Genomic DNA, 23,856 nt, shown 5'->3' on the forward strand with positions numbered 1-23,856 from the left:
TTCACCACCGGGCGGTGACGGCCATGCTGACCGTATGACTTGGCAGAGACTGGCTTGGATCTGCGGTGCGGTCTGGGTGCTCACCGCCGCGGGCCTCATCACGTACTTCGTCACCGTCGGGCTCGACCAGGCGGACAAACTGGCGAGCAGTATCGGCCTGCCGGTCACCCTGCTCGGACTCGCGGGACAGGTGTTCTCCCTGGTCATGGCACACCGCACCGCCACCACGCCGCCCGCGCCCGCGCCCGGTTCCGAGTACGTCGGCGGGTCGAATGTCTCGGTCCGCCGCGTCCGGGGCGGCTCGCGGGTGACGCTGAGGAGAGTCGGCCGGAACCGGGGGGCCGCGCCGGTTCCCCCCTCGACGCCCGGTACCCACATCGAGGGGAACAACGTCCAGGTCGACGGCGCGGGCGAGTCAGTGGTCGAGGAGCGGTGACCCCTCGGCGCGGCTGGCTCGCCCGGCCGGGGCAGCAGGTCACGGTGCACGGCAACATGACGGTGGTCGAGCGGGTCGGCAGCTCCGTCGTGCAGAACTTCGACCAGCCGCCCCTCTACCACCTGGGGCCCGCCACCCGGGCTCCCCTCGACATCGACCGCGAGAAGGTGCGCGAGCACCCGAGCCAGCTGCTCAACCCCCGGTATCCGCAGCCGGAGTTCGTGGGCCGGGCCGCGCTGCTCGGGGACCTGCGGGAGTGGCGCGGCGCCAAGACGGCCTCCTCGGCGCTGCTGCTCCACGGGCCGGGCGGCCAGGGCAAGTCGCGCGTGGCCGAGGAGCTCGCGCGGGAGTCCCAGGAGGCGGGCTGGACCGTGTTCCAGGTACGGCACGGGAGCGACCGCATGACGCGCCCACACGCGCAGTCCCCCGTACCGGAGGCGGACGCCGATTCCGCGGGGCTCCTGCTGATCGTCGACTACGCCGACCGCTGGCCCGGCCGGGACCTGACCGACTTCATGACCGACTGCACGGGGCAGGGCGACCCCGCGCTGCGGATGCTGTTCATCGCCCGCGCGGCCACCGGCTGGTGGAGCACGCCGTCCAAGCACCTGTGGGACCTCGACGCGCAGGTCGAGGAACGCGAACTGCCCGCCCTGACCGAGGAGATCGACCGCGCCACCCTGTTCGCGGCGGCCCGCGACCACTTCGGCGCGGCGCTCGGCGTCACGGCCCCGCCCCGCACACCGCCCGAGCTGAGCGGCGACGGGTTCGCCACCGTACTCGCGGTGCACATGGCGGCGCTGGCCGAGGTGGACGCCCAGCGCCGGGGCCAGGACCCACCGCGCAGCCCGGCCGAGATCTCCACCTACCTGCTCCTGCGCGAGCAGACGTACTGGGAGCAGCTGCGGGCCGCCGGCCAGACGGCCATCCCGCCCGCCACGTTCGCCCGGACCGTGTACGCCGCCACGCTCACCGGTGCCCTGCCCTGGCCGCAGGCGCACGAGGTGCTCACGCGCCTCGACGTGAGCCCCGGCGATCCGGGCCTGGCCCTCGACGACCACCGCGTCGCCTATCCGGCGCGCGAGCAGGACACCGTGCTGGAACCGCTGTACCCGGACCGGCTCGGCGAGGACTTCCTCGCCCTGATGCTGCCGAACGGCCCGATGCGCTCCGGCCTGAGCACGGCATGGACCACGCAGGCTCCCCAGCGGCTGTTCTCCCTCTCCGACGAGTCGGCCGAGGGCCTGTCCTGGCCCAGGCGCGCACTGATCACCCTGATCGAGACGGCCCAGCGCTGGGACCACGTCGCCGAACGGCAGCTCGTACCGCTGCTCACCGCTCAGCCCACTCTGGTGCACAGGGCCGGGTCCGCCGCGCTATCCGCGCTCGTACGGATCCCGGCCCTGCCGCCGGAGCTGCTGGACGCCATCGAGTCGGGCCTGCCGTTCCGGAACCCGGAACTCGACGCAGGTGCAGCGGAGATCGCCCAGCACGTCACCCCGTACCGGTTGCGACGCGCGGGCCGGGACCCTTCAGCCCTGGCCGAGGTCCACGCCGATCTCGCCTCACGCCTCCAGAACATCGGGAACCACGCGGCTGCCGTCACCGAGATGGAGGAGACCCTCCGGCTCTTCGGGGAAATCGCCCCGAAGGATGACCGCCACCAGGACCGGCTGGCGTTCCACCTGGACTGGGCCGGGATCATGTACGAGCTCAAGGGTGACCACGTGCGGGCCCTGGAGTGCAGCAGAAAGTGCGTTGCGCTCTATGAAGGGCTGGCGGCGAAGTACGAGGACCGACCGAAGCTGTACGACCGGTTCCAAGGGCGACTGACCTACGCCCTGGCCAATCTTGCGGGCCGCAGACGGCTTGCGCCCGCCGAGCGGCTCAAGGTGGCGGAGGAGGCCGTGAGGGTCTGCCGGAGCCTCGTCCACGGTGATTCGGTTCCGAATGACGTGGAACTCGCCGGGGCGCTGAACAACCTCGGCGAGGCTCTCCATGCGCTGGGGCGGTATGAGGAATCGCTGGCTCCGCTGCAGGAAGCGACCGCGATCCGTCGGGAGCAGGCTGCCGGGGACTTCGCCTTCTACGCCGAGTACTTGGAACAGACACTCAGCACGCTCACCGACCACTTCGCCCTTGTCGGTCGGCGTAAGGCGGCCCGGGGCACCGCGCGGGAGCGCGTCGGCGTCCTGCGCAGGCTGGCCGAGGCCGACTCCGGACGCTTCACGGCCCTGCTGGTCGAGGCGGAGCAGCAGCTCGAGGAACTGCGCTGACCGCGTACTGACGCGGCCTCCAGGACCTGTCAGTGGTCCTGGAGGCCGTCGCCGGCGTACGGGGCGTGCGTTCGGGCGTCAGCCCGCTTCGCGGACCTGGGCCGCGGTCGGCGCGGTGCCGCCCATGTGGGCCGGGAGCCACCAGGAGTCCTCGGGGCCGCTGGGCTTGGCCGGGTAGGCGCGCTGGGCGGCGTCCAGGAGCTCCTGCACGCGCTCGCGCAGCCGGCGGGTGATGGCCCCGGCGTACTGGTCGGCGGGGGCCTCGATCGGCTCGCCCACGCGCATCGTCACCGGGATGTGGCTGCGCTTGAGGTTCTTCGGGCGGCCCTTGGTCCACAGCCGCTGGGTGCCCCACAGCGCCACCGGGATCAGCGGGACCCCGGCCTCCTGCGCCATCCGGGCCGCGCCCGACTTGAAGCTCTTGAGGGTGAACGACTGGGAGATCGTGGCTTCCGGGAAGACGCCGATGATCTCGCCCGACCGCAGCGAGTCCAGGGCGTGCTGGTACGCGGCCTCACCCTGCTTGCGGTCGACGGGGATGTGCTTCATCGCGCGCATCAGCGGACCGGACACCTTGTGCCGGAACACCGACTCCTTCGCCATGAAGCGCACCAGGCGCTTCTGCGGCCGCGCCGTCAGGCCGGCGAAGATGAAGTCGAGGTATCCGATGTGGTTCGACACCAGGACCGCACCGCCCTTGCGGGGGATGTTCTCGGTGCCCTTCATGTCGATGCGGATGTCGAGGGCACGGAAGAGTCCGTGCGCGGCGCCGATCACCGGAGGGTAGACGAGCTCAGCCATGGTGGGGAGACCCCGCTTTCTGCCTGGGGAGGTGCTCCCGGCCGGAAGTTACGGAAGCGTAGGTACGCGACCATGGGGATGGTGCCCCATACGAGGGCTGCTGGCCAGCCCAGAGGCCCGTGCCCGGGGAGATTCTCGTCACGCCGGGAATGTCGTACGTCTCCAGGATGCTCCGATCCACGGACGAGCGTACGAGCATGGCGTACGCGGACGAAGGCGGCGAGGGGAGCGCGGATGCTCGGGCAGGACGGGTGGGACGGGCGGCTGGGCGTCGCCGAACTGGGCGCGAAGCCGGGGGAGCGGGCCAGCCTGGTGCAGTTCTCCAGCGCCTTCTGCCAGCCCTGCCGGGCCACGCGGCGGATCCTCGCCGAGGTCGCGGCGATGGTCGAAGGGGTCGCGCACATCGAGATCGACGCCGAGGAACGGCTCGGGCTGGTGCGCGCCCTCGGGATCGAGAAGACCCCGACCGTACTCGTCCTGGATTCGGAGGGCCGGATCGTGCGGCGGGCGGCCGGAATGCCGCGCAAGGCGGATGTGATCGCCGCGCTGGGGGCCGCCGTATGACGGGCGGATCGGGACGGGGCCCCGCGGCCGGGCACGGGTCCGGGCACGGGTCCGGGTCGGCGACCGGGGTACCGGGCGCGCCGGTGCGCGCGCCCGCACGCAGCGTGACGCGCCTGACATCTGCCCGATCCCGCTTGACTGTGTCCACGGGAGATCGCCAGGCTGGCGGCATGCGGTATGAACTCCTGCTCTACGGGCGGGTCCACGTGGACCTCGTCCGGTACGCGAGCGCGCGCTGTCGGGACAGCTGAACGACCCCGGCCCCCGATCTCCGACAGCGCCCGCGTGTCCCGCGGCAGAAGGCAGAACCCTGATGACTGCTCCGACGGTCCCGACGGTCCACACCGCTCCGTCCCCCCGCGCCCCCCGTCCGTCCCGTTCCGGTGACGGCCGCCCCGGCTCGCCCGACCTCCTGCGTTCGGTCTTCCGGCAGCACGCCGCCGGTGTCGCCGTGATCACCGCCCAGGACGGCGCGCGGCCGGTGGGATTCACCGCGACCTCGCTCAACTCGGTCTCCGCCGACCCGCCGCTGCTGTCGTTCACGATCGGCACGGGGGCCTCCAGCTGGCCGGGGGTGCGCGACAGCGAGTACCTCGGCGTCCACATACTCGGCGAACACCAACGGGAGCTGGCCGGGCTGTTCGCCCGTAGCGGAGCCGACCGCTTCGGGCCGGGCACCGGCTGGAATCCGGGGCCGCACGGGGTTCCGGTGCTGGACGGCGTACTGGCCTGGCTGGTGTGCCGGGTGGTGGCACGGGTGCCCGCCGGCGAACATCGTGTGATCATCGCTGAGGCGGTCGCCGGGGATCCGGCCGGCGAAGGCCGCCCGTTGCTGTACCACCAGGGGCGCTTCAACGCGTTGCGCGACTGAATCGTCCCTGCTTGGGAGGGTCGGGCGGCGTTGGGCAGATCACAGTTCACCAGCCTTGCGACTTGGCGGGACCCACTGTGTACTGACGAGTAACATTCCCTTCGGAGCGCGGGCCGCCCCGACCGGGATCCGCCCGACAAGGCGCCTATGCTGCCTGCATAAGGCGGTACCAGAAAAGACGATGCGGTAGGAGAGCCGGCGTGAGCCTGAGGATCGTTGTCTGTGTGAAGTACGTGCCCGACGCCACTGGCGACCGGCAGTTCACCGAGGACTTGACCGTCAACCGTGACGACGTCGACGGCCTGCTGTCGGAGCTCGACGAGTACGCCGTCGAGCAGGCGCTGCAGATCGCCGAAGAGGCCGACGACGCCGAGATCACCGTTCTGACGGTGGGCCCCGAGGACGCCAAGGACGCGCTGCGCAAGGCGCTCTCGATGGGCGCCGACAAGGCCATCCACGTCGAGGACGACGACCTGCACGGCTCCGACGTCATGGGCACCTCGCTGGTGCTCGCCAAGGCCATCGAGAAGGCCGGCTACGACCTGGTCATCACGGGCATGGCGTCGACCGACGGCACCATGGGCGTGCTGCCGGCGATCCTGGCCGAGCGCCTGGGCGTCCCGCAGGTCACCCTGCTCTCCGAGGTCAAGGTCGAGGACGGCACCGTGACCGGCCGCCGTGACGGCGACACCGCGAGCGAGCAGCTGGAGGCCTCCCTTCCCGCGCTCGTCTCGGTGACGGACCAGTCTGGCGAGGCCCGCTACCCGTCCTTCAAGGGCATCATGGCCGCCAAGAAGAAGCCGGTTCAGTCCTGGGACCTGGAGGAGCTGGAGATCGAGGCCGACGAGGTCGGTCTGGAAGGCTCCTGGACCGCGGTCGACGCCGCGGCGCAGCGTCCGGCCCGTACCGCCGGCACGATCGTCAAGGACGAGGGCGAGGGCGGCAAGCAGCTGGCCGAGTTCCTGGCCGGCCAGAAGTTCATCTAAGAGCTTCGGCCAACCCCTCCATAGCCCCCAGACACTTCGCAATCGCAGGAGAGCAGTCCCATGGCTGAAGTTCTCGTCTACGTCGACCACGTGGACGGCGCCGTCCGCAAGCCCACCCTCGAGCTGCTGACGCTGGCCCGCCGCATCGGCGAGCCCGTCGCCGTCGCCCTGGGCGCCGGTGCCGACGCCACCGCCGCGGTGCTCGCCGAGCACGGCGCGGTCAAGGTCCTCACCGCCGACGCCCCCGAGTTCACCGAGTACCTCGTGGTACCGAAGGTGGACGCGCTCCAGGCCGCGTACGACGCCGTCTCCCCGGCCGCCGTGCTCGTCCCGTCCTCCGCCGAGGGCAAGGAGATCGCCGCGCGCCTGGCCGTCCGCATCGGCTCCGGCATCATCACCGACGCCATCGACCTGGAGGCGGGTGACGAGGGCCCGGTCGCGACGCAGTCCGCCTTCGCCGCGTCGTTCACCACCAAGTCCCGCGTCTCCAAGGGCACCCCGGTCATCACCGTGAAGCCGAACTCGGCCCCGGTCGAGGCCGCCCCGGCCGCCGGCACCGTCGAGGCGCTCGCCGTCACCTTCGGCGCCCTGGCCACCGGCACCAAGGTCACCGGCCGCACCCCGCGCGAGTCGACCGGCCGCCCCGAGCTGACCGAGGCCGCGATCGTGGTCTCCGGCGGCCGTGGCGTCAACGGTGCCGAGAACTTCCACATCATCGAGGACCTCGCGGACTCCCTCGGTGCGGCCGTCGGCGCCTCGCGCGCCGCCGTCGACGCCGGCTGGTACCCGCACTCCAACCAGGTCGGCCAGACCGGCAAGTCGGTCTCCCCGCAGCTGTACATCGCCTCCGGCATCTCGGGCGCGATCCAGCACCGGGCCGGCATGCAGACCTCGAAGACCATCGTCGCGATCAACAAGGACGCCGAGGCCCCGATCTTCGACCTCGTCGACTACGGCGTGGTCGGCGACCTCTTCGCGGTCGTCCCGCAGCTGACCGACGAGATCAAGGCGCGCAAGGGCTGACCTGCGCTTCTGTTCGTAGCTTCACTTCTCCGGGGCCGTGTGGTGTTTCTCACCGCACGGCCCCGAGTCGTTCGTCCCACGCGTCGGAGGGACCATTGACGGAGCGGAACCCCGTGACTAAATTCTGCTATGCGGATCTAAGCTTCCGTGAAGCGGAAAAGAGGAGAGTGCACGATGGGTCAGCAGGAGAAGGTGGCGACGAGCCTCGCAGGCGCGGTCAGCGAGGGCATCAGCGCCTCCCTCGCGCCGGTGGACGCGGAGCTCGCGCGCCACTACCCGGGCGACCCCGGCACCCGTCAGCCCATCCACACGGTCTACGTACCCGGTGACGTCTTCGCCGCGGACACCATCCGCTCCTGGGGCGACCAGGCCCTCGCCGCGCTCGACGAGCACGCCCCGGACGCCGCCACCTTCGCCAAGGTACTCGGCATCTCCGACGAGCTGGCCGTACCCGTCTACGACCGCGTCCGCGCCAAGCTGCAGCGCGAGCCCATCGAGGACCTCCGCGTCGACTTCGAGGACGGCTTCGGCGTCCGCTCCGACGAGGAGGAGGACCAGGCCGCGGCCCGCGCGGCCCGCCTGATCTCCGAGGCGTACTCGAACGGCACCAACGCCCCCTACATGGGCATCCGCATGAAGTGCATGGAGTCCAACGTCCGCGACCGCGGCATCCGCACCACCGACGTCTTCCTCTCCGGGCTGCTCGCGCACGGCGGCCTCCCGGACAACCTGGTCCTGACCCTCCCCAAGGTCACCTACGCCGAGCAGGTCACCGCCTTCGTCAAGCTGCTGGAGGCCTTCGAGACGACCCGCGGCCTGCGCCCGGGCCGGATCGGCTTCGAGATCCAGATCGAGACCAGCCAGTCGATCCTGGCCTCCGACGGCACCGCCACCGTGGCCCGCATGATCGAGGCCTCCCAGGGCCGCGCCACCGGCCTGCACTACGGCACCTTCGACTACAGCGCCTGCGTCGGCGTCTCGGCCGCCTACCAGGCCAGCGACCACCCGGCCGCCGACCACGCCAAGGCGATCATGCAGGTCGCGGCCGCCGGCACCGGCGTACGCGTCTCCGACGGCTCGACGAACGTCCTGCCCATCGGCACCACCGAGAAGGTCCACGAGGCCTGGAAGCTGCACTACGGCCTCACCCGCCGCGCCCTGGCCCGCGCCTACTACCAGGGCTGGGACATGCACCCCGGCCACCTGCCGACCCGCTACGCGGCCGTCTTCACCTTCTACCGCGAGGGCCTGGAGACCGCCGCCGCGCGCCTGAAGGCCTACGTGGCCAAGATCGAGGGCGACGTGATGGACGAGCCCGCCACGGCGAAGGCCCTGGCCGGCTACCTGGTCCGCGGCCTCGACTGCGGCGCGGTCGGCCCCGAGGAGGTCACCGCCCTGACCGGCCTGACCCGCGCGGAACTGGACGCCTTCGCCATCCCCCGCCGCTCGGCCACCCTGACGGCGACCGCCTGATCCCAGTGCACCGCCGACGGCCCGGCCCCGGAACCGTCCGGGACGACCGGGCCGTCGGCTCGTCAGACCTGCTGGGCGATGTGCCGGCGGTGCCAGGAGAAGAAGGGCTCCTGGTCCTCCGTGAGCCCTGAGACGGGCTGGCCCGCGAGCCGTGCCGCCACGGCCGCCAGGTCGGCGGTCTCCTCGGCCTTCGGGCTTGCCTTGATCGTCCCCGTGCGGTCGACGTAGATGTGTCCGTGCTCGAACAGCTCGTCGCACCCCATCAGGCAAGCGGGGATGATGTTCGCGAGCATCAGCCGCTCGACCTGGCTGGCGGCGCTCCGGCGCTTGATGTGCGCCGCCCGGACGAACCTCGTCGGGAGAACCCGCCCGCATATGGCGCAGGTGAGCCGTGTGGCGTTGCCGAACCGCGCCCGGCGCATCTTGGCCTGCTCCCGGCGCCTCAGCACGGTGGTGGCCGTGCTGGTCTCCCCGTCGTGGCTGATGCTCCCGGTGTCCGATCCGCTGGTCACCGGCGGAAGCGACTCGACGAAGCGGGTGACCTCGACGACCCCGGGCTCGAGTACGGCGGCGCCCTGCTTGTTGGCGGACAGCCGCAAGGCCTCCATCGCGCCGGATCCCAGGGTGAGCCCCTCGGACGGGGAGACGTCCTCGAGAACGTCCATCCCGATGCGCTCCGGGTAGTCGTCGTCCGTCCAGACCTCGTCTTCCGCGGTGAAGAGCGGCCGGGTGATCTCGCTGATGATCACCCTTTGGAGGACTGCTGCGTTCCAGCCGCCGGGTGCCACACGGCTGTTCGGTCCCCTGTGGCCCAGGACGAGCAGGTCGCCCTCGTTGAGGCTGCGTACCGCCTGCCGGGATTCGGCGCGGTCCAGCGTGGGACTGCGCCACCCCCACAGGCCTCGCGCCAGACCCACTTCCAGATTGGTCTTCGACGGCGTGGGGACGTACACGTACGCGGTCTTCTGCATGCGGTGGCTCCTCGACTCGGCCTCCCCGTAGGGAGGGTGCAGTGGTGCGCGACCCCTGCGAGTCCGGGGACTGGGAGGGGCGCGTGCAATGCGAGAGGATCCATGATCTTCCGTGCGCACGTCAAGTGATTAGGCGGACAACGGTGTTGGCCGTGCCGCGACGGAGGGTCAGCAGGCCGGCGGGAGTTCGCCCGAGCCGCGGGGGATCAGGCGGGTCGGGAGTACGGTGCGGGTCGTGGGGAGGGCGGCGCCCGACAGGCGTTGGAAGAGGCGGTCCGTGGCCACGCGGCCGAGGGTCGCCGGGTCCTGGGCGACCACCGTGATGCCGGGGCGCAGGAGGTCGGCCAGTTCGAAGTCGTCGAAGCCGACCAGGGCCACCGGGTGTGCCCGGGCCGCGAGGACGCGTACCACCGTGACCGTCACGCGGTTGTTGCCCGCGAAGACGGCGGTGACCGGGTCCTGGCCCGTGAGCATCGACCTCGTCGCCGCCGACACCCGGACCGGGTCGGTGGAGCCGAGGGAGACCCAGGAATCGGCCACCGGGAGGCCCGCGTCGGCCATGGCGGCGCGGTAGCCGCGCAGGCGCTCCGCCGCCGTGTGGATGCGGGGGTGGTCGCCGATGAAACCGATCCGCCGGTGGCCGCCCGCGATCAGGTGGGCCACTCCGCCGCGGGCGCCGCCGAAGCTGTCCGAGAGCACGGCGTCCGCGTCGATCCGCCCGGCCGGCCGGTCCACGAACACCGTGGCCACACCGGCCCGCATCTCCGGCTCCAGGTACCGGTGGTCGTCCCCGGCCGGGATCACGATCAGGCCGTCCACCCGGCGGGCGCACAGCGCGAGCGCCAACTCCCGCTCGCGGTCCGGGTCCTCGGCGCTGGAGCCGTTGATGAGGAGGGCCCCGTGCGAGCGGGCCACCTCCTCCACGGCCCGGTTCAGCGGGCCGTAGAAGGGGTCGGCGAGGTCTTCCAGGATCAGGCCCACGGTGGCGGTACGGCCCTTGCGCAGGACGCGCGCGCTGTCGTTGCGGCGGAACCCCAGGGCGTCGATGGCCTCTTGGACCCGCTTCTCGGTCTCGGGGGTGACGCCCGGCTCGCCGTTGACCACCCGTGACACCGTCTTCAGGCCGACGCCCGCCTGGGCCGCCACGTCCTTCATGGTCGGCCGGTTGCCGTAGAGGGGATCGGACGGGCGGCGATTGTGGGGCACGGTCGTGAATCCTCCGGAGTCTCGGGCAGGGGTGTGACCTTGAGGATAAGCACTCGGCCGAGAGTGAGGTTTCCGTGGCAGGCTGGTGCGGGCAAGCCTCTGGGGGCTCCGGACGAGCCATGGGGAGAGGGGTAGACGTGATTGTCTGGATCAACGGCACTTTCAGCGCGGGAAAGACCAGCACGGCCCGCGAACTGGCCGGAATCCTGCCGGACAGCACCCTGTTCGACCCGGAGCTCATCGGCGACGCGCTGCGCGTGCTGCTGCCGGCCAAACGGCTGGCGGAGGTCACCGACTACCAGGACCTGCCGAGCTGGCGGCGGCTGGTGGTGGACACGGCGGCGGCGCTGCTCGCGGAGCTGGGCGGGGTGCTCGTCGTGCCGATGACGCTGCTGCGCCAGGAGTACCGGGACGAGATCTTCGGCGGGCTCGCGGCGCGCCGGATCGCGGTGCGGCACGTCCTGCTGGCCCCTGCGGAAACGATCCTGCGCGAGCGGATCGCCACCCGGGAGGAGCCGGGCGAGCCGGACGAGGTCGACCTCAGGGTCCGCCAGTGGGCCTACGACCACATCCCGGTCTACCAGCAGGCCCTCGGCTGGCTCACGGGCGACGCGCACGTCATCGACAACAGCAGCCTGACCCCGCGCGAGACGGCGCAGCGCATCGCCGAGGCCGTCCGCTCCGAGACGGCCCCGGTCTGCGACATCGTGCAGACCCCGGAGCCCACGCGGGAGACGGTGGCGGCCGGGGTCCTGCTCTTCGACGAGCAGGACCGGGTGCTCCTGGTGGATCCGACGTACAAGGCCGGCTGGGAGTTCCCGGGCGGCGTCGTCGAAGCGGGCGAGGCACCCGCGTGCGGGGGCGTGCGGGAGGTCGCGGAGGAACTGGGCCTCGTACTGGACCGGGTGCCCGGCCTGCTCGTGGTCGACTGGGAGCCCCCGCAGCCCCCCGGCTACGGGGGACTGCGCCTGCTCTTCGACGGCGGCCGGCTCTCCCCGGAGGCGACGGCCCGGCTCCGCCTTCCGGGCCCGGAACTGCGGGCCTGGCGCTTCGTCACGGAGGCCGAGGCCGCCGGCCTCCTCCCGTCGCACCGTCACGAACGCCTGCGCTGGGCCCTGCGCGCCCGGGAACGCGGCCGCCCCCTCTACCTGGAGGCGGGCATTCCGGTCGGCTGAGCCCGGCGACGGGCGGGCGCCCGAGGACGGGGACCCGAGGACGGGGAGCCGACGACGGGGAACCGAGCCGTCAGGCGGGGGTTGCGGCGGCCGCCTCGGCCAGCGCGGCCGCCGTGTCCTCCGTCAGCGGATCGCCGTGGCCGAAGCAGGCGACCGACGGGGACAGCCCGGCCAGCCGGTGGAAGGAATCGATCGCCCGGCCCCGGTCCACATTGAAGACGCCCAGCATCAGCGGGCCGACGGCGGCGATGCAGTCGCCGGCGAACAGCACGCCGTGGTCCGGGAGGTGGATCCCGATGCTCCCGTCCGTGTGGCCCGGTGCGTGGACGACGTACGCCCCGTCCCCGAAGCCCAGCGCGTCCCCGTCCTCCAGCTCACGGTCGACCGGAGTCGGCGGGGCTTCGGGGACGGCGGTCAGGGCGTGCGCGTACAGCGGGACCTCCCAGTCGAGCAGCACCGGCTCGGGCACGGGTACCTCGCCCCGGATCACCGGTGCGTCCAGGCGGTGTGCCAGCACCCGCGGGCCCCAGCGGGCGGCGAGCTCACCGGCCGCGCCGAAGTGGTCGCCGTGGCAGTGGGTGAGGACGATCCGCTCCAGCCGCTCGGGTGTCCGCCCGAGGGAACGTATCGCCTGCTCGATCCCGTCGGCGGACCCGGCATGGCCCGCGTCGATCAGGGTGAGGGCTTCCCCGTCCTGCCAGAGGTAGGCCTGGCCGATGGGGAAGCGCAGCATGTGGAGCCGGTCCGGAAGTACTTCTACAAGATCCATACGTCGACCGTAGGCACGGCCGGCCCGCTCGGACACGTGACTTCACCGGAAGCGGAGTACGCCCAAGGCGCACTCCGCCCTGGGCGTACACGCACCCCCGTACGGGGGTCAGGCGCGCTTGGACTCCGCGTAGTTGACGAGGAAGAGGGCCTCTGCCACCGACAGGCGCTCCAGCTCCTGCGGCGACACGCTCTCGTTGACCGCGTGGATCTGCGCCTCGGGCTCGCTCAGCCCGATCAGCAGCATCTCCGCCTCCGGGTACAGCGAGGTCAGCGTGTTGCACAGCGGGATCGACCCGCCCATGCCGCTGATCTGCATCTCCTGGCCCGGGTACGCGGCCTCCAGCGCCGACCGCATCGACGCGTACGCCGGGCTGTCGGTGTCCGCCTGGAACGGCTGGCCCTGGCCGACCACCTCGAGTTCGAGGCGGGCCTTCCACGGAGTGTGCGCCTCCAGGTGGGCCTGCAGCAGCTTGACGGCCGCGGCGGTGTCCACGCCCGGCGGCACCCGCAGGCTGATCAGGGCGCCTGCGCTCGCGTGCACCGAAGGCGTCGCGCCGACCACCGGCGGGCAGTCGATGCCGAGCACCGTGACGGCCGGGCGGGCCCACAGCCGGTCCGCGATCGTGCCCTCGCCGATCAGCTCGACCCCGTCGAGGACCTTCGCGTCGGCACGGAAGTCCGCCTCCGGGTACTGCAGACCGTCCCACACCGCGTCCGAGGCGAGCCCGTCCACCGTCGTCGAACCGTCCGCCGCGCGCAGCGAGTCGAGTACGCGGATCAGCGCGGCCAGCGCGTCCGGGGCGGCGCCTCCGAACATGCCGGAGTGCAGGTTGCCGCCCAGCGTGTCGATCTTCACCTTGATCAGGCACATGCCGCGCAGCGTGGCCGTCACCGTCGGGAGGCCGAGGCGGAAGTTGCCCGCGTCACCGATGACGATGGTGTCGGCGGTCAGCAGCTCCGGGTGCGCCTCGGCGTACTGCTGGAGGCCGCCGGTGCCCTGCTCCTCGGAACCCTCGACGATCATCTTCACGGCCACCGGGACACCGCCGTTGGCCTTCAGCGCGCGCAGCGCCAGCAGGTGCATGATGAACCCGCCCTTGCAGTCGGCCGAACCGCGCCCGTACCAGCGGCCGTCGCGCTCGGTCAGCTCGAAGGCGGGGGAGATCCAGGCGGCGTCGTCCAGCGGCGGCTGGACGTCGTAGTGCGCGTACAGCAGAACGGTCGGCGCGCCCTCGGGGCCGGGCAGGAAGCCGTACACGGACTGGGTGTCGTCGGGCGTGTCGAGCAGCGCCACGTCCTGGAAACCCTCGACGCGCAGGGCGTCGGCCACCCAGTTCGCGGCGGCCTCGCTCTCGCTCTTGGGGAACTGCGCCCAGTCCGCCACCGACTGGAAGGCCACCAGCTCGGTCAGCTCCTGCTTGGCGCGGGGCATCAGCGAGGCGACGGTCTCGGCGATCGGATTCTGGGACATGGGCACGCTCCTTTTGGGTGCGACGTTGTTCTCCGTGTACGCCGCCCGCATCCGCGGGGTGTGCGTATGCCGGGTACGGCGAAAAAGACAGTCCCGATCCTCGCACAGCGGGGTGGTGCGTCGTCTCGCCGTAGGATTTCCCCGGCATCGGAGCAACCGGGTGATCAGGAGCGGCAACACATCGTGAGCAGCGACGACGACGTACGCGACGCAGGGGCGGGCGCAGGCGAGGACGCGGGCGTGGGCGCAGACGCGGGCCGGCGCCCGGGCGAGGGCGCAGACGCAGGCGTGGACGCGGGGCAGGCCGTCCGGGCGGCGGCCGACGAGGCGGTCGACGAGGCGGTCGACGACGAGGCGGTCGACGAGGGGGCCGGGGGAAGCGGCGGGACCGGCGAAGTGTGGGACGTGGTCGTGGTCGGGGCCGGACCGGCCGGATCCTCTGCGGCGTACGCGGCGGCGACGGCAGGCCGGCGCGTCCTGCTGCTGGAGAAGGCCGAACTGCCCCGCTACAAGACCTGCGGTGGCGGCATCATCGGCCCCTCGCGCGACGCCCTGCCCCCGGGCTTCGTGCTGCCCTTCAAGGAACGCATCCACGCGGTCACCTTTTCGATGGACGGGAAGCTGACCCGCACCCGGCGCTCGAAGCAGATGCTGTTCGGGCTCGTCAACCGGGCGGAGTTCGACGCCGGCCTGGTCGCCGCCGCCGAGAAGGCCGGCGCCACGGTCCGTACGGGCACGGCCGTCGCCCGCGTCGAACAGCACGGCACGGCCGTGCCCGACCGGCGCACCGTCGCCGTGGTGCTCGCCGACGGGGAGACCGTCCTGGCCCGCGCGGTGGTCGGCGCGGACGGCAGCGCGAGCCGGATCGGCGCGCACGTCGGCGTCGAGATGGACCAGGTGGACCTCGGACTGGAGGCGGAGATCCCCGTTCCCGCGACGGTCGCGGAGGACTGGAAGGGGCGGGTGCTGATCGACTGGGGCCCGCTGCCCGGCAGTTACGGCTGGGTCTTCCCCAAGGGCGACACCCTCACCGTCGGGGTCATCTCGGCCAAGGGCGAGGGCGCCGCGACCAAGCGCTACCTGGACGACTTCATCGCCCGGCTCGGGCTCGCCGGCTTCGAACCGGACGTCTCCTCCGGGCACCTGACGCGCTGCCGCAAGCCCGATTCGCCGCTCTCGCGCGGCCGGGTCCTGGTGGCGGGCGACGCGGCCGGACTGCTGGAGCCGTGGACCCGGGAGGGCATCTCCTTCGCACTGCGCTCGGGGCGGCTGGCGGGGGAGTGGGCGGTGAAGATCTCCGAGGCGCAGGACGCGGTGGACGCGCGCCGGCAGGCCCTCAACTACGCCTTCGCGGTGAAGGCGGGGCTGGGCGTCGAGATGGGCGTCGGCAAGCGGATGCTGACGGTCTTCGAGGCCCGGCCGCGGATGCTGCACGCGGCGATCACCGGCTTCCGTCCGGCGTGGCGGGCCTTCGCCCGCATCACGCGGGGTTCGACGAACCTGGCCGACATGGTGCGTACGTACCCGCTGGCCCGCAAGGCGCTGCACATGCTGGACGCCAGGCAGGCGGCGGCGGCCCGGAACGGCGGCCAGGGCTAACGGCGGCCGGGGCCAGGGAGGCGCCGTGGGCCGGGGCCGTGCTGCCCGTGGTCGCCAGGGCGCCGGAGTCGGCGGACCGGGAGGTCCGCCGGCAGGGGGTGGTGGCCCTGGCCCATATAGCGCGGCTCCACCGCACGGTGGACCGGCGCTGTCGGGAACTGCTGCCCCGCTGCCTCCCGGGGCACCGGGAGCTGCCGCTCCGGCCGTGCCGGCACCACCTGTGGGAACGGCTGGTCGAGCGGCTGCGCCGGCCGTTCGGCTGAGCGGTCGCGGCCCGTTGCGGGGATCGTGGCGGGCGTGGCGGGCGTGATGGTCGCCGTGGCGAGCGAGTCCGCACGGGGGTCAGTGCGACACCGTGATCCGGAAGACCGGGTGGTCGGCAGCGGCCGCCTGGATCTCCGCGTCGGAGGACTTCGCTGAGACGCCCTGGAAGAACCGGTCGACCTCCCAGCCCCACTTCTCCAGATAGGTACGCAGGACGGCGGCCTGCTGGACCGGGTCGGTCAGCTCCGTGGCGGTGAACGTCCGCACCTTGCGCCCCACGCGCAGCTCGCCGCCGCCCGCGACCCGCATGTTGCGGACCCACTGGGAGTGGCCGCGCGCCGACACCAGGTACTGGGCGCCCTCGTACGTGTGCGGGTTGACCGGGATCCGCTGCATCTTGCCGGACTTGCGCCCGCGCACCGACATCTCGGCGCTGCCGGCCAGGCTGATGCCGAAGCGGGCCAGCTTGCCGAAGAACGAGTTGAAGCGGATGGCGAGCGGGCTGGCCTGGACGTAGTACGGGGTGGGCGTCGCGTTCATGGTGACCTCCGGGGCCGATTTCCGCTTGAGAGAGCACTGCTCTCGCTTGAGATCAGTGTGCACGGATCGGTGCGCCAAAGCAAGAGCACTGCTCTCGAAATAGAGCATGGGTCCGTTTTCTGGGCAGTGCTCCAGATGCGTGGCACACTGACCCGCATGAACACCGTGCGAGGGGCCAGGGAACGGGCCCGCATCGAGGTCACCGCCGCCATCAAGGACGAGGCGCGCCGCATGCTCGCGGCCGACGGCGCCGCCAAACTCTCCCTGCGCGCCGTAGCCCGCGAGCTGGGCATGGTCTCCTCCGCCCTCTACCGCTACTTCCCCAGCCGCGACGAGCTGCTCACCGCGCTGATCATCGACGCGTACGACAGCGTCGGCGCCGCCGCCGAGGAGGCCGACGCCCGCGCCCTCGCCGCCGGGTCCCCGCCCCGCACCCGCTGGATCGCGGTCTGCGAGGCCGTCCGCGCCTGGGCGCTGGAGCACCCGCACGAGTACGCCCTCATCTACGGTTCGCCGGTGCCCGGCTACAGTGCCCCCATGGACACCATCGGCCCCGCCTCCCGGGTCGGCAACTCCTTCATCGGCATCCTCCGTGCCGCCTACGAGGGGCGCGGCCTCGCCCTCCCGCCGCTGCCGCCGGCCCTGCGTCCCGAAGCCGACCGGATGACCGCCGACTTCGCCGAGGGCCTGCCCCCGCAGGTCACGGCCGCCCTCGTCGCCGCCTGGGCCCAACTGGTCGGGCTCGTCTCCTTCGAACTGTTCGGCCAGTTCAACCGCGTCGTCGAGGACCGCGCCGCCTTCTTCGCGCACGCCGCCGCCCAACTGGCGCACGGCGTAGGCCTGCCCGCCGTATGACGGGAGGGCCGGCGGCGAGGGGTCCCGTCCGGAGATTCACATGATGAGGCGATAGCTCGCTCTTCTGTTCCTCACACCAATGCGGGCGGTTCAGCCTTGAACGATGGGCCGCCCGTCTAGTGTTCCTCGGGTCGCCCCCCTGCCGCCGCCGGAGGAACGTTCATGCCTCGCGCCGCAAAGGCCTTGTACGCCGTACTGGCCACCCTCTTACTGGCCGCGCCGGCACCGGCCGTCACCGCGTCGGCGCGCGACGCGCCGGTGGTCGCCACCGACGCCCCGGCGCCCAACCCGCCCCCCATGCCCCGGATGCCCGGTGTGCGGGGCCTGGAGATCGGTGTGCCCGCGTACGTCTCGGCGAACGACCGCATGCTGACCGACCTCACCGCCACCGGTCCGGCCGCCTCGGTGGTCGTGCTGAACCCAGGCAACGGCGACTCCCCGTTCGACACCCCCTGGCGGGCCCGCGCCGACGCGCTGCGCAAACGCACCACCTCCACCGGCGAGAAGACCAAGGTGCTCGGCTACGTCCACACCGACCACGGCAACCGCGACATCGCCGCCGTCAAGGCCTCCGTCGACAACTACCTCAAGACCCCCGACGGCCGCCTCCACGTCGACGGCATCTTCTTCGACGTGGTCAGCCGCGACTGCGGCCCCGCCAACGCCACCCGCGACCACTACGCGGAGCTGCGCCGCTACGTCCAGGACACCATGAACGCCGCCGACCCGGCCGCCCCCGACCTCGTCGTCAACAACCCCGGCACCGCCATAGCCGACTGCTACCTGGAGCCGGGCCGGCGCACCGCGGACGTCTTCGTCACCTTCGAGGACACGTACGCCGCGTACACCGGCGCCGGCTGGCTCGGCGGCAACGTCTTCGACCCCCTCGCCGGCTACCGCTCCGGCGCCGAACTCGACCCGAGCGGAACGGCGTTCTGGCACCTGGTCCACGACGTCCCCGACGCCGGAGCGATGCGCGCCACCCTGGGCACCGCCTTCGACCGCGGCGCGGGCTACGCGTACGCGACCAGCACGGTCATGCCCAACCCCTGGAACGCGGGCCCGACATGGAAGTACCGCGCCCAGACCACCTACGCGGCCACCCTGGGCTAGCTGCGGGCCCGCGATATTCGGCGGCGGGACTCGTTGCCGGGTGGCAGTCTGGCCCGATGCCACCCTGGACTCCGTCGGCCGCGCTGTCCGACAACCTGCGGTACCTGCTCAACGAGTGGGACCCGATCGGCGTCGCCGACCTGTCGCAGGACGAGTACGACTGCCTGCTCGTCCCCTTGTTCCAGCGTCTCCACCGCGGCACCACCCGGGCGGAGATCGGCGAGTTCCTCTGGTACGAGCTGGAGGACCACTTCGGTCTCGACCCCGTCGACCGCCGGACCGACGCCATGGCCGACCGGTTGGTCGCCTGGTGGTCCGCGGTGGGCCCGGCCGCCTAGACCGTCCGGTGGTTCAGCGGCCGTCGTTCTCGGGGCGGCGGGCGAAGCGCCACAGGACGTGGGAGATCCGCAGGAGGAACACCGTGACGGCCGCGATTCCTCCTGCCACCTTCAGGGCGTGGCCGGCCTCGGGGGACAGGGAGAACGCCAGTGCGGGACCGTACACCGCGCCGAAGGTGAGGGCGGCCGCGAAGCAGGCGCTGACGAGGGCGTAGCCGATCTCGATCGTGATCGCGTCCCGGTCCGCCTGAGTACGTTGCTCCATGCGTGCAGTGTCACAGCGCGCACTGCCCGTCACAAGGGGGCCCGCCCCGCCCCCGCCGCCCGGGCCGGGTTCAGATCCCGGCCGTCTCGCTCCACAGCCGGGCCAGCGCCAGGTCGCCCCTCACTCCCGGACCCGCCAGCGGCAGCCGGTTCCACAGGGCCGCGTAGAGCCAGGCCGCCTCCCCGGTCAGTTCGCAGTCGGCCGCCTCGCCCGTGTCGCCCCGTACCGTCCGGGCCGGCTCCGGCGACAGCCGCACGGTCCACACCGCGCCCGTGTCGGCGGCCCGGACCCGTACCACCCGGGGCTCCGGCGTACGCACCCGGCTGCGCGGCCGCGCGTGGAAGCCGGTCAGCAGCTCGTCCACCCCGTCCTCCGCGAACTCCCGCTCCATCGGGGAGAACGCCACACCCCGCGCGGCCTCCGCGTCCATCCGGTGCACGGTCGTCTCGTGGGCCTGGCGCCGCGCCCAGAACGCCAGCGGCGACGGCGGGGCCGTCGGGAGGAAGGTCCAGCACTGCACGTCGGCCGGGGCCTCCGTCAGGGTGCGCACCAGGTCCGCGTGGCCCTGCCGGAACCACGCCAGCAGTTCGCCGTCGGCCAGTTCCGGCGCGTCCGGGAAGCCGACCGGCTCCAGCCGCCGCTCCGCCACGTATCCGGCCGCCCAGCGGTGCACCGACCCGGTGTGGCGCAGCAGATCGGTGACGTGCCAGCCCGGACAGGTGGGGACCGGGGCGTCCGTACCGGCCTGTTCGGCCACGTCGGCGAGCAGCTCGCCTTCTCGTGCGAGCGTCTTCACAAGTTCGCTGATCTCCATACCGGGAGTCTTATCAGCCCGCCCGCGACAATGGGCGACATGGATGGGGAACTCTTCCCGCGCGAGCGGGCCGTGATCGCTCCCGGCGCCGTGCACGTGCCCGACTGGCTCGGGGCCGAGCGGCAGGGCGAGTTGCTGGCGGCCTGCCGGGCCTGGGCCCGTCCGCCGGCCGGCCTGCGCACCGTACGGACCCCGGGCGGCGGGGTGATGACCGCCCGGCAGGTGTGCCTCGGGCTGCACTGGTATCCGTACGGGTACGCCCGCACCGCCGTCGACGGGGACGGGGCGCCGGTCAAGCCGATGCCGGGGTGGCTCGCCGAGCTGGGGCGGGAGGCGGTGGCCGCCGCGTACGGGGGCGCCGCGGACCTCCCGGACCCGGCGGCGGCCTACGACATCGCGCTGATCAACTTCTACGGCGGCGACTCCCGCATGGGCATGCACCGCGACGCCGAGGAGAAGTCCGCGGCCCCGGTGGTCTCGCTCAGCCTCGGCGACACCTGCGTCTTCCGCTTCGGGAACACCACCTCGCGCGGGCGCCCGTACCGGGACGTGGAGCTGCACAGCGGGGATCTCTTCGTCTTCGGGGGCGCGAGCCGACTGGCCTACCACGGAGTGCCGAAGGTCCTGCCGGGCACGGGCCCGCGGGCCCTCGGGCTGACCGGGCGGCTGAACATCACACTCCGGGTCGGCGGGCTGGGCTGAGCGGAGGCGTCCGGCACCCTCCGATCATGCGAGGATCGATGCCATGAACGGCAACGGGGCCCCGCCGCGGGTGGGGGATGTGACCACGGCATCCGCGTCCACGAACGCCACGCGGACCAGGCTGGAACGCGGTCGCGGCGCGCTCGGGCCGGCGCTGGAACTCGTCCACACCGGCCGCGCCCCGACCCGAGCGGTCCTGACGGCCGAGCTCGGGGTCACCCGTGCCACCGCCGGAGCCGTCGCCGCCGAGCTGGAGGCGCTCGGGCTGATCCGCGTCGACTCCCGCCCCGGCGGGGCCGGCGGCGCCCAGGGCCGCCCCTCGCACCGCCTCTCCGTGGCCGAGGACGGCCCGGTGGCCCTCGCGGCCCAGGTGCACTCGGACGGCTTCCGGGCGGCCCTGGTCGGCCTCGGCGGCCGCATCGTGGCCACCGCCCCCGGCAAGGTCACCGTCTCCGCCGACCCGGCCCAGGTGCTCGGCGCGGTCGTGGAGGCCGGCGCCGAACTGCTCGCGGACAGCGGCCGCCGCTGCGTCGGCGCCGGGCTCGCCGTCCCCTCGGCGGTCGCGGAGCCGGACGGCACCGCGCTGAACCCGCTGCACCTGGCCTGGCCGGCCGGTTCGCCCGTACGGGCCATCTTCGCGGAGTGCGTGAAGGCGGCCGGGATCGACGGCCCGGCCCTGACCGGGAACGACGTCAACCTCGCGGCCCTCGCGGAGCACCGGCACGGCGCGGGGCGCAGCGCGCAGCACCTGCTGTGCGTGGCCACCGGGCACCGCGGGGTCGGCGGGGCGCTGGTGCTGGACGGCCGCCTGCACAGCGGCAGTTCGGGCCTGGCCCTGGAGGTCGGTCACCTCACCGTGAACCCCGAGGGGCGGGCCTGCCACTGCGGCGGCCGCGGCTGCTTGGACGTGGAGGCGGACCCACTGGCCTTCCTCACCGCGGCGGGCCGCAGCCCCGGCCCCGAGGTGTCGCTTCTCCAGCAGGCCCGCGACCTGCTGCGCGACGAACCCGCGGAGCCCGCGGTACGGGCCGCCACCGAGGAGTTGATCGACCGGCTCGGGCTCGGCCTCGCCGGCCTGGTGAACATCCTGAACCCGGACCGGATCATCCTGGGCGGCCTGCACCGGGAACTGCTGCACGCCGACCCGGAACGGCTGCGCGCGGTGGTCGCCGACCGCAGCCTGTGGGGGCGCAGCGGCGGCGTGCCGATCCTGCCGTGCACCCTGGACCACAACAGCCTGGTCGGCGCGGCCGAACTGGCCTGGCAGCCCGTGCTCGACGACCCGCTGGGAGCCTTGGCCTAGGCCGCCGTCGCTCCCGGATCCTTCCGGGCGCGGGGACCTGGCGGGCTAGCGGGGGCGGGACGGGGTGGGACAGGGGCGGGACGGGGTGCGACGGGTGTGGGGCTACCCGGGGGCGGCGCCGACGGGGGATGCCACCGGCGATGCCACCGGCACGCCCGCCCCGACGGCCCCCGGGTCGACGGAGACCAGCACCGTCCGCGCGGGTTCCCGTACGGGCCTGGTCTCGATCCGCACCGGCTGCAGGCGCGCCGCCGGGGCGGGAGCCGCCGTGAGCGAGAACCACACCACCTTGCCCGGCCCGTCGGACTGCTGCCGTGCGCCCCAGGCCTCGCTGAGCGCCGCCACGAGGGCGAGGCCCCGCCCGCAGGTCTCCAGCGAGCCGGCCTGCGTCTCGTGGAGCACCGGAAGCCGCGGATCGCTGTCGATCACCGAGACGGTGAGGCGCCCGAGGCGGAGTTCGATCTCGACGGTGCAGGTCTTGTCCGGCTGCGCGTGGCGATGGACGTTCGTCAGCAGCTCCGTCACGCCGAGCGCAGCCCGGTCTATGAGCGGATCGAGCTGCCAGTGGCGCAGTTGTGCAGAAACGATTCTGCGGATTTGGCCGATCCGCGACGGCAAGGCCTGCAGTTCCACGACGCAGTGCCTGCGGGAATGAGTGATCACGGCTGCGACTCCCCGACATGAGTGTTACGGGTGCTGCACCCTCGGTAATGCTCCACCAGGGTCACCCACGGTGCCGCGCAGTGCAACCGAACGCGGTCGAAAGCAATGTGCATGGAAACCCAAAGCGAACGTTTGTGCAGGTGAGCGAGGTACATTGCGAAAGGAGGGGGCGAATTACACCCATGAAGGAGCGCGGCGCATGAGCACCACCGGCACCACCAGCAGCACCGGTACGACGGCCACCACCATCGACGTCGACCGCAGCGACGCGGACTACCGCGCCTGGCTGAAGGAAGCCGTCCGCAAGGTCCAGGCCGACGCCAACCGCTCCGCGGACACCCACCTCCTGCGCTTCCCGCTCCCCGAGGCGTGGGGCATCGACCTCTACCTCAAGGACGAGTCCACCCACCCGACGGGCTCCCTCAAGCACCGGCTCGCGCGCTCGCTGTTCCTGTACGCGCTCTGCAACGGCTGGGTCCGCCCCGGCCGCCCGGTGATCGAGGCCTCGTCCGGCTCCACCGCCGTCTCCGAGGCGTACTTCGCGAAGCTGATCGGCGTGCCCTTCATCGCCGTCATGCCGCGCACGACCAGCCCGGAGAAGTGCCGGCTCATCGAATTCCACGGCGGCGAATGCCACTTCGTGGACGACCCGATGAAGATGTACGAGGCTTCGGCGGAGCTCGCCGCCCGTACGGGCGGGCACTACATGGACCAGTTCACGTACGCCGAGCGGGCCACCGACTGGCGCGGCAACAACAACATCGCGGAATCGATGTACCAGCAGCTGAAGCTGGAACGTTTCCCCGAGCCCGCCTGGATCGTGGCGACCGCCGGTACGGGCGGCACCTCGGCGACCATCGCGCGCTACGTGCACTACATGCAGCACGACACCCGCATCTGCGTCCCGGACCCGGAGAACTCCTGCTTCTTCGACGGCTGGACCAACAACGACCCGGACGCGAGCAGCGATTGCGGCTCGCGCATCGAGGGCATCGGCCGGCCGCGGATGGAACCGAGCTTCGTGCCCGGCGCCATCGACCGCATGATGAAGGTCCCGGACGCGGCGAGCGTCGCCGCCTGCCGCGCGCTGGAGACGGCCATAGGGCGCAAGGCGGGCGGTTCGACCGGCACCGGCCTGTGGAGCGCCCTGAAGATCATCTCGGAGATGGTGGCGGAGGGCCGTACCGGCAGCGTCGTCACCCTGCTGTGCGACCCGGGCGACCGCTACCTGGACAAGTACTACTCCGACGAGTGGCTGGCGGCGCAGCGGCTCGACATCGCCCCGTACGCGAAGACCATCGACACCCTGCTGACGACCGGGGTCTGGCGCGAGCCGTCGGCCTGACGATCCTGACCTGGCTGACCGGCCTGTGGCG

The 23,856-nt window shown here is 72.4% G+C and carries 25 protein-coding genes; 16 read left to right on the top strand and 9 right to left on the bottom strand.

Annotated features, from left to right (window positions below; all coding sequences use genetic code 11):
* The first annotated feature begins 34 nt into the window (after window positions 1-34).
* Both ACIPYQ_RS34505 and ACIPYQ_RS34510 read left to right on the top strand, forming a co-directional pair.
* Window positions 35-436 (top strand): hypothetical protein, encoded by a 402-nt coding sequence (locus tag ACIPYQ_RS34505; RefSeq protein WP_401258049.1) that lies wholly within the window; start codon window positions 35-37, stop codon window positions 434-436.
* Entirely contained in the window at window positions 433-2,712 is a 2,280-nt protein-coding gene (locus tag ACIPYQ_RS34510) for a tetratricopeptide repeat protein (protein ID WP_401258051.1), read from the top strand. Before ACIPYQ_RS34505 ends, ACIPYQ_RS34510 begins: the two co-directional genes overlap by 4 nt.
* A gap of 78 nt (window positions 2,713-2,790) precedes the next feature.
* Here the strand turns inward: ACIPYQ_RS34510 and ACIPYQ_RS34515 are convergent, their stop codons facing one another.
* Window positions 2,791-3,513, bottom strand: coding sequence for a lysophospholipid acyltransferase family protein (locus ACIPYQ_RS34515; RefSeq protein ID WP_361755467.1), 723 nt, complete (start codon window positions 3,511-3,513; stop codon window positions 2,791-2,793).
* Between the two features lie 234 nt (window positions 3,514-3,747).
* On the opposite strand from ACIPYQ_RS34515, the gene ACIPYQ_RS34520 reads away from it, so the two are divergent.
* From ACIPYQ_RS34520 to ACIPYQ_RS34540, 5 genes are all read left to right on the top strand, one after another.
* Window positions 3,748-4,077 (top strand): TlpA family protein disulfide reductase, encoded by a 330-nt coding sequence (locus tag ACIPYQ_RS34520; RefSeq protein WP_401258053.1) that lies wholly within the window; start codon window positions 3,748-3,750, stop codon window positions 4,075-4,077.
* Between the two features lie 313 nt (window positions 4,078-4,390).
* On the top strand, window positions 4,391-4,948 hold the full coding sequence (locus ACIPYQ_RS34525) for a flavin reductase family protein (RefSeq protein ID WP_401258055.1): 558 nt from the start codon (window positions 4,391-4,393) through the stop codon (window positions 4,946-4,948).
* A gap of 200 nt (window positions 4,949-5,148) precedes the next feature.
* Window positions 5,149-5,934, top strand: a complete 786-nt coding sequence (locus ACIPYQ_RS34530; RefSeq protein WP_327417918.1) for an electron transfer flavoprotein subunit beta/FixA family protein — start codon at window positions 5,149-5,151, stop codon at window positions 5,932-5,934.
* A gap of 60 nt (window positions 5,935-5,994) precedes the next feature.
* Entirely contained in the window at window positions 5,995-6,957 is a 963-nt protein-coding gene (locus ACIPYQ_RS34535; protein ID WP_376108129.1) for an electron transfer flavoprotein subunit alpha/FixB family protein, read from the top strand.
* A 174-nt stretch (window positions 6,958-7,131) separates the two neighbouring features.
* A complete protein-coding gene (locus ACIPYQ_RS34540) occupies window positions 7,132-8,430 on the top strand; it encodes a DUF6986 family protein (protein ID WP_361755454.1) in 1,299 nt (432 codons plus the stop codon).
* Between the two features lie 62 nt (window positions 8,431-8,492).
* Here the strand turns inward: ACIPYQ_RS34540 and ACIPYQ_RS34545 are convergent, their stop codons facing one another.
* Both ACIPYQ_RS34545 and ACIPYQ_RS34550 read right to left on the bottom strand, forming a co-directional pair.
* A complete protein-coding gene (locus ACIPYQ_RS34545; RefSeq protein ID WP_401258057.1) occupies window positions 8,493-9,401 on the bottom strand; it encodes a hypothetical protein in 909 nt (302 codons plus the stop codon).
* Between the two features lie 168 nt (window positions 9,402-9,569).
* A complete protein-coding gene (locus ACIPYQ_RS34550; protein ID WP_401258135.1) occupies window positions 9,570-10,556 on the bottom strand; it encodes a LacI family DNA-binding transcriptional regulator in 987 nt (328 codons plus the stop codon).
* 170 nt (window positions 10,557-10,726) lie between these two features.
* On the opposite strand from ACIPYQ_RS34550, the gene ACIPYQ_RS34555 reads away from it, so the two are divergent.
* A complete protein-coding gene (locus ACIPYQ_RS34555; RefSeq protein WP_401258058.1) occupies window positions 10,727-11,782 on the top strand; it encodes an NUDIX domain-containing protein in 1,056 nt (351 codons plus the stop codon).
* A 70-nt stretch (window positions 11,783-11,852) separates the two neighbouring features.
* On the opposite strand, the gene ACIPYQ_RS34560 is transcribed toward ACIPYQ_RS34555, so the two are convergent.
* Both ACIPYQ_RS34560 and ACIPYQ_RS34565 read right to left on the bottom strand, forming a co-directional pair.
* On the bottom strand, window positions 11,853-12,551 hold the full coding sequence (locus tag ACIPYQ_RS34560) for an MBL fold metallo-hydrolase (protein ID WP_401258059.1): 699 nt from the start codon (window positions 12,549-12,551) through the stop codon (window positions 11,853-11,855).
* 108 nt (window positions 12,552-12,659) lie between these two features.
* Window positions 12,660-14,024 carry a dipeptidase gene (locus ACIPYQ_RS34565; RefSeq protein ID WP_401258061.1) on the bottom strand — a complete coding sequence of 455 codons (1,365 nt, stop codon included), beginning with the start codon at window positions 14,022-14,024 and terminating at the stop codon, window positions 12,660-12,662.
* Window positions 14,025-14,207: 183 nt separating this feature from the next.
* Between ACIPYQ_RS34565 and ACIPYQ_RS34570 the strand changes: the two genes are divergently transcribed.
* Both ACIPYQ_RS34570 and ACIPYQ_RS34575 read left to right on the top strand, forming a co-directional pair.
* Window positions 14,208-15,623, top strand: a complete 1,416-nt coding sequence (locus ACIPYQ_RS34570; RefSeq protein WP_401258063.1) for a geranylgeranyl reductase family protein — start codon at window positions 14,208-14,210, stop codon at window positions 15,621-15,623.
* A 38-nt stretch (window positions 15,624-15,661) separates the two neighbouring features.
* Entirely contained in the window at window positions 15,662-15,886 is a 225-nt protein-coding gene (locus tag ACIPYQ_RS34575) for a hypothetical protein (protein ID WP_401258064.1), read from the top strand.
* A gap of 79 nt (window positions 15,887-15,965) precedes the next feature.
* Here ACIPYQ_RS34575 and ACIPYQ_RS34580 read toward each other — a convergent pair whose 3' ends face one another.
* On the bottom strand, window positions 15,966-16,427 hold the full coding sequence (locus ACIPYQ_RS34580) for a nitroreductase/quinone reductase family protein (RefSeq protein ID WP_401258066.1): 462 nt from the start codon (window positions 16,425-16,427) through the stop codon (window positions 15,966-15,968).
* Window positions 16,428-16,583: 156 nt separating this feature from the next.
* On the opposite strand from ACIPYQ_RS34580, the gene ACIPYQ_RS34585 reads away from it, so the two are divergent.
* From ACIPYQ_RS34585 to ACIPYQ_RS34595, 3 genes are all read left to right on the top strand, one after another.
* Window positions 16,584-17,282, top strand: coding sequence for a TetR/AcrR family transcriptional regulator (locus tag ACIPYQ_RS34585; RefSeq protein ID WP_401258068.1), 699 nt, complete (start codon window positions 16,584-16,586; stop codon window positions 17,280-17,282).
* A 162-nt stretch (window positions 17,283-17,444) separates the two neighbouring features.
* A complete protein-coding gene (locus ACIPYQ_RS34590) occupies window positions 17,445-18,395 on the top strand; it encodes a spherulation-specific family 4 protein (RefSeq protein ID WP_401258069.1) in 951 nt (316 codons plus the stop codon).
* Window positions 18,396-18,451: 56 nt separating this feature from the next.
* Window positions 18,452-18,733, top strand: a complete 282-nt coding sequence (locus ACIPYQ_RS34595) for a hypothetical protein (protein ID WP_401258071.1) — start codon at window positions 18,452-18,454, stop codon at window positions 18,731-18,733.
* Between the two features lie 13 nt (window positions 18,734-18,746).
* Here ACIPYQ_RS34595 and ACIPYQ_RS34600 read toward each other — a convergent pair whose 3' ends face one another.
* Together ACIPYQ_RS34600 and ACIPYQ_RS34605 are read right to left on the bottom strand one after the other, a co-directional pair.
* Entirely contained in the window at window positions 18,747-18,998 is a 252-nt protein-coding gene (locus tag ACIPYQ_RS34600; RefSeq protein ID WP_401258072.1) for a DUF6332 family protein, read from the bottom strand.
* 70 nt (window positions 18,999-19,068) lie between these two features.
* Entirely contained in the window at window positions 19,069-19,812 is a 744-nt protein-coding gene (locus ACIPYQ_RS34605; protein ID WP_401258074.1) for a maleylpyruvate isomerase family mycothiol-dependent enzyme, read from the bottom strand.
* 39 nt (window positions 19,813-19,851) lie between these two features.
* On the opposite strand from ACIPYQ_RS34605, the gene ACIPYQ_RS34610 reads away from it, so the two are divergent.
* Both ACIPYQ_RS34610 and ACIPYQ_RS34615 read left to right on the top strand, forming a co-directional pair.
* Entirely contained in the window at window positions 19,852-20,514 is a 663-nt protein-coding gene (locus ACIPYQ_RS34610) for an alpha-ketoglutarate-dependent dioxygenase AlkB family protein (RefSeq protein WP_401258076.1), read from the top strand.
* 43 nt (window positions 20,515-20,557) lie between these two features.
* Window positions 20,558-21,817 (top strand): ROK family protein, encoded by a 1,260-nt coding sequence (locus ACIPYQ_RS34615; protein WP_361755415.1) that lies wholly within the window; start codon window positions 20,558-20,560, stop codon window positions 21,815-21,817.
* Between the two features lie 102 nt (window positions 21,818-21,919).
* On the opposite strand, the gene ACIPYQ_RS34620 is transcribed toward ACIPYQ_RS34615, so the two are convergent.
* Window positions 21,920-22,480 (bottom strand): ATP-binding protein, encoded by a 561-nt coding sequence (locus tag ACIPYQ_RS34620; protein WP_361755412.1) that lies wholly within the window; start codon window positions 22,478-22,480, stop codon window positions 21,920-21,922.
* 199 nt (window positions 22,481-22,679) lie between these two features.
* Between ACIPYQ_RS34620 and ACIPYQ_RS34625 the strand changes: the two genes are divergently transcribed.
* The gene (locus ACIPYQ_RS34625; protein WP_361755409.1) at window positions 22,680-23,825 is read left to right on the top strand and encodes a PLP-dependent cysteine synthase family protein; all 1,146 of its coding nucleotides are present in this window, start codon (window positions 22,680-22,682) and stop codon (window positions 23,823-23,825) included.
* Window positions 23,826-23,856 lie beyond the last annotated feature (31 nt).

Source organism: Streptomyces sp. NPDC090045 (assembly GCF_044747975.1).
Lineage (GTDB): Bacteria > Actinomycetota > Actinomycetes > Streptomycetales > Streptomycetaceae > Streptomyces.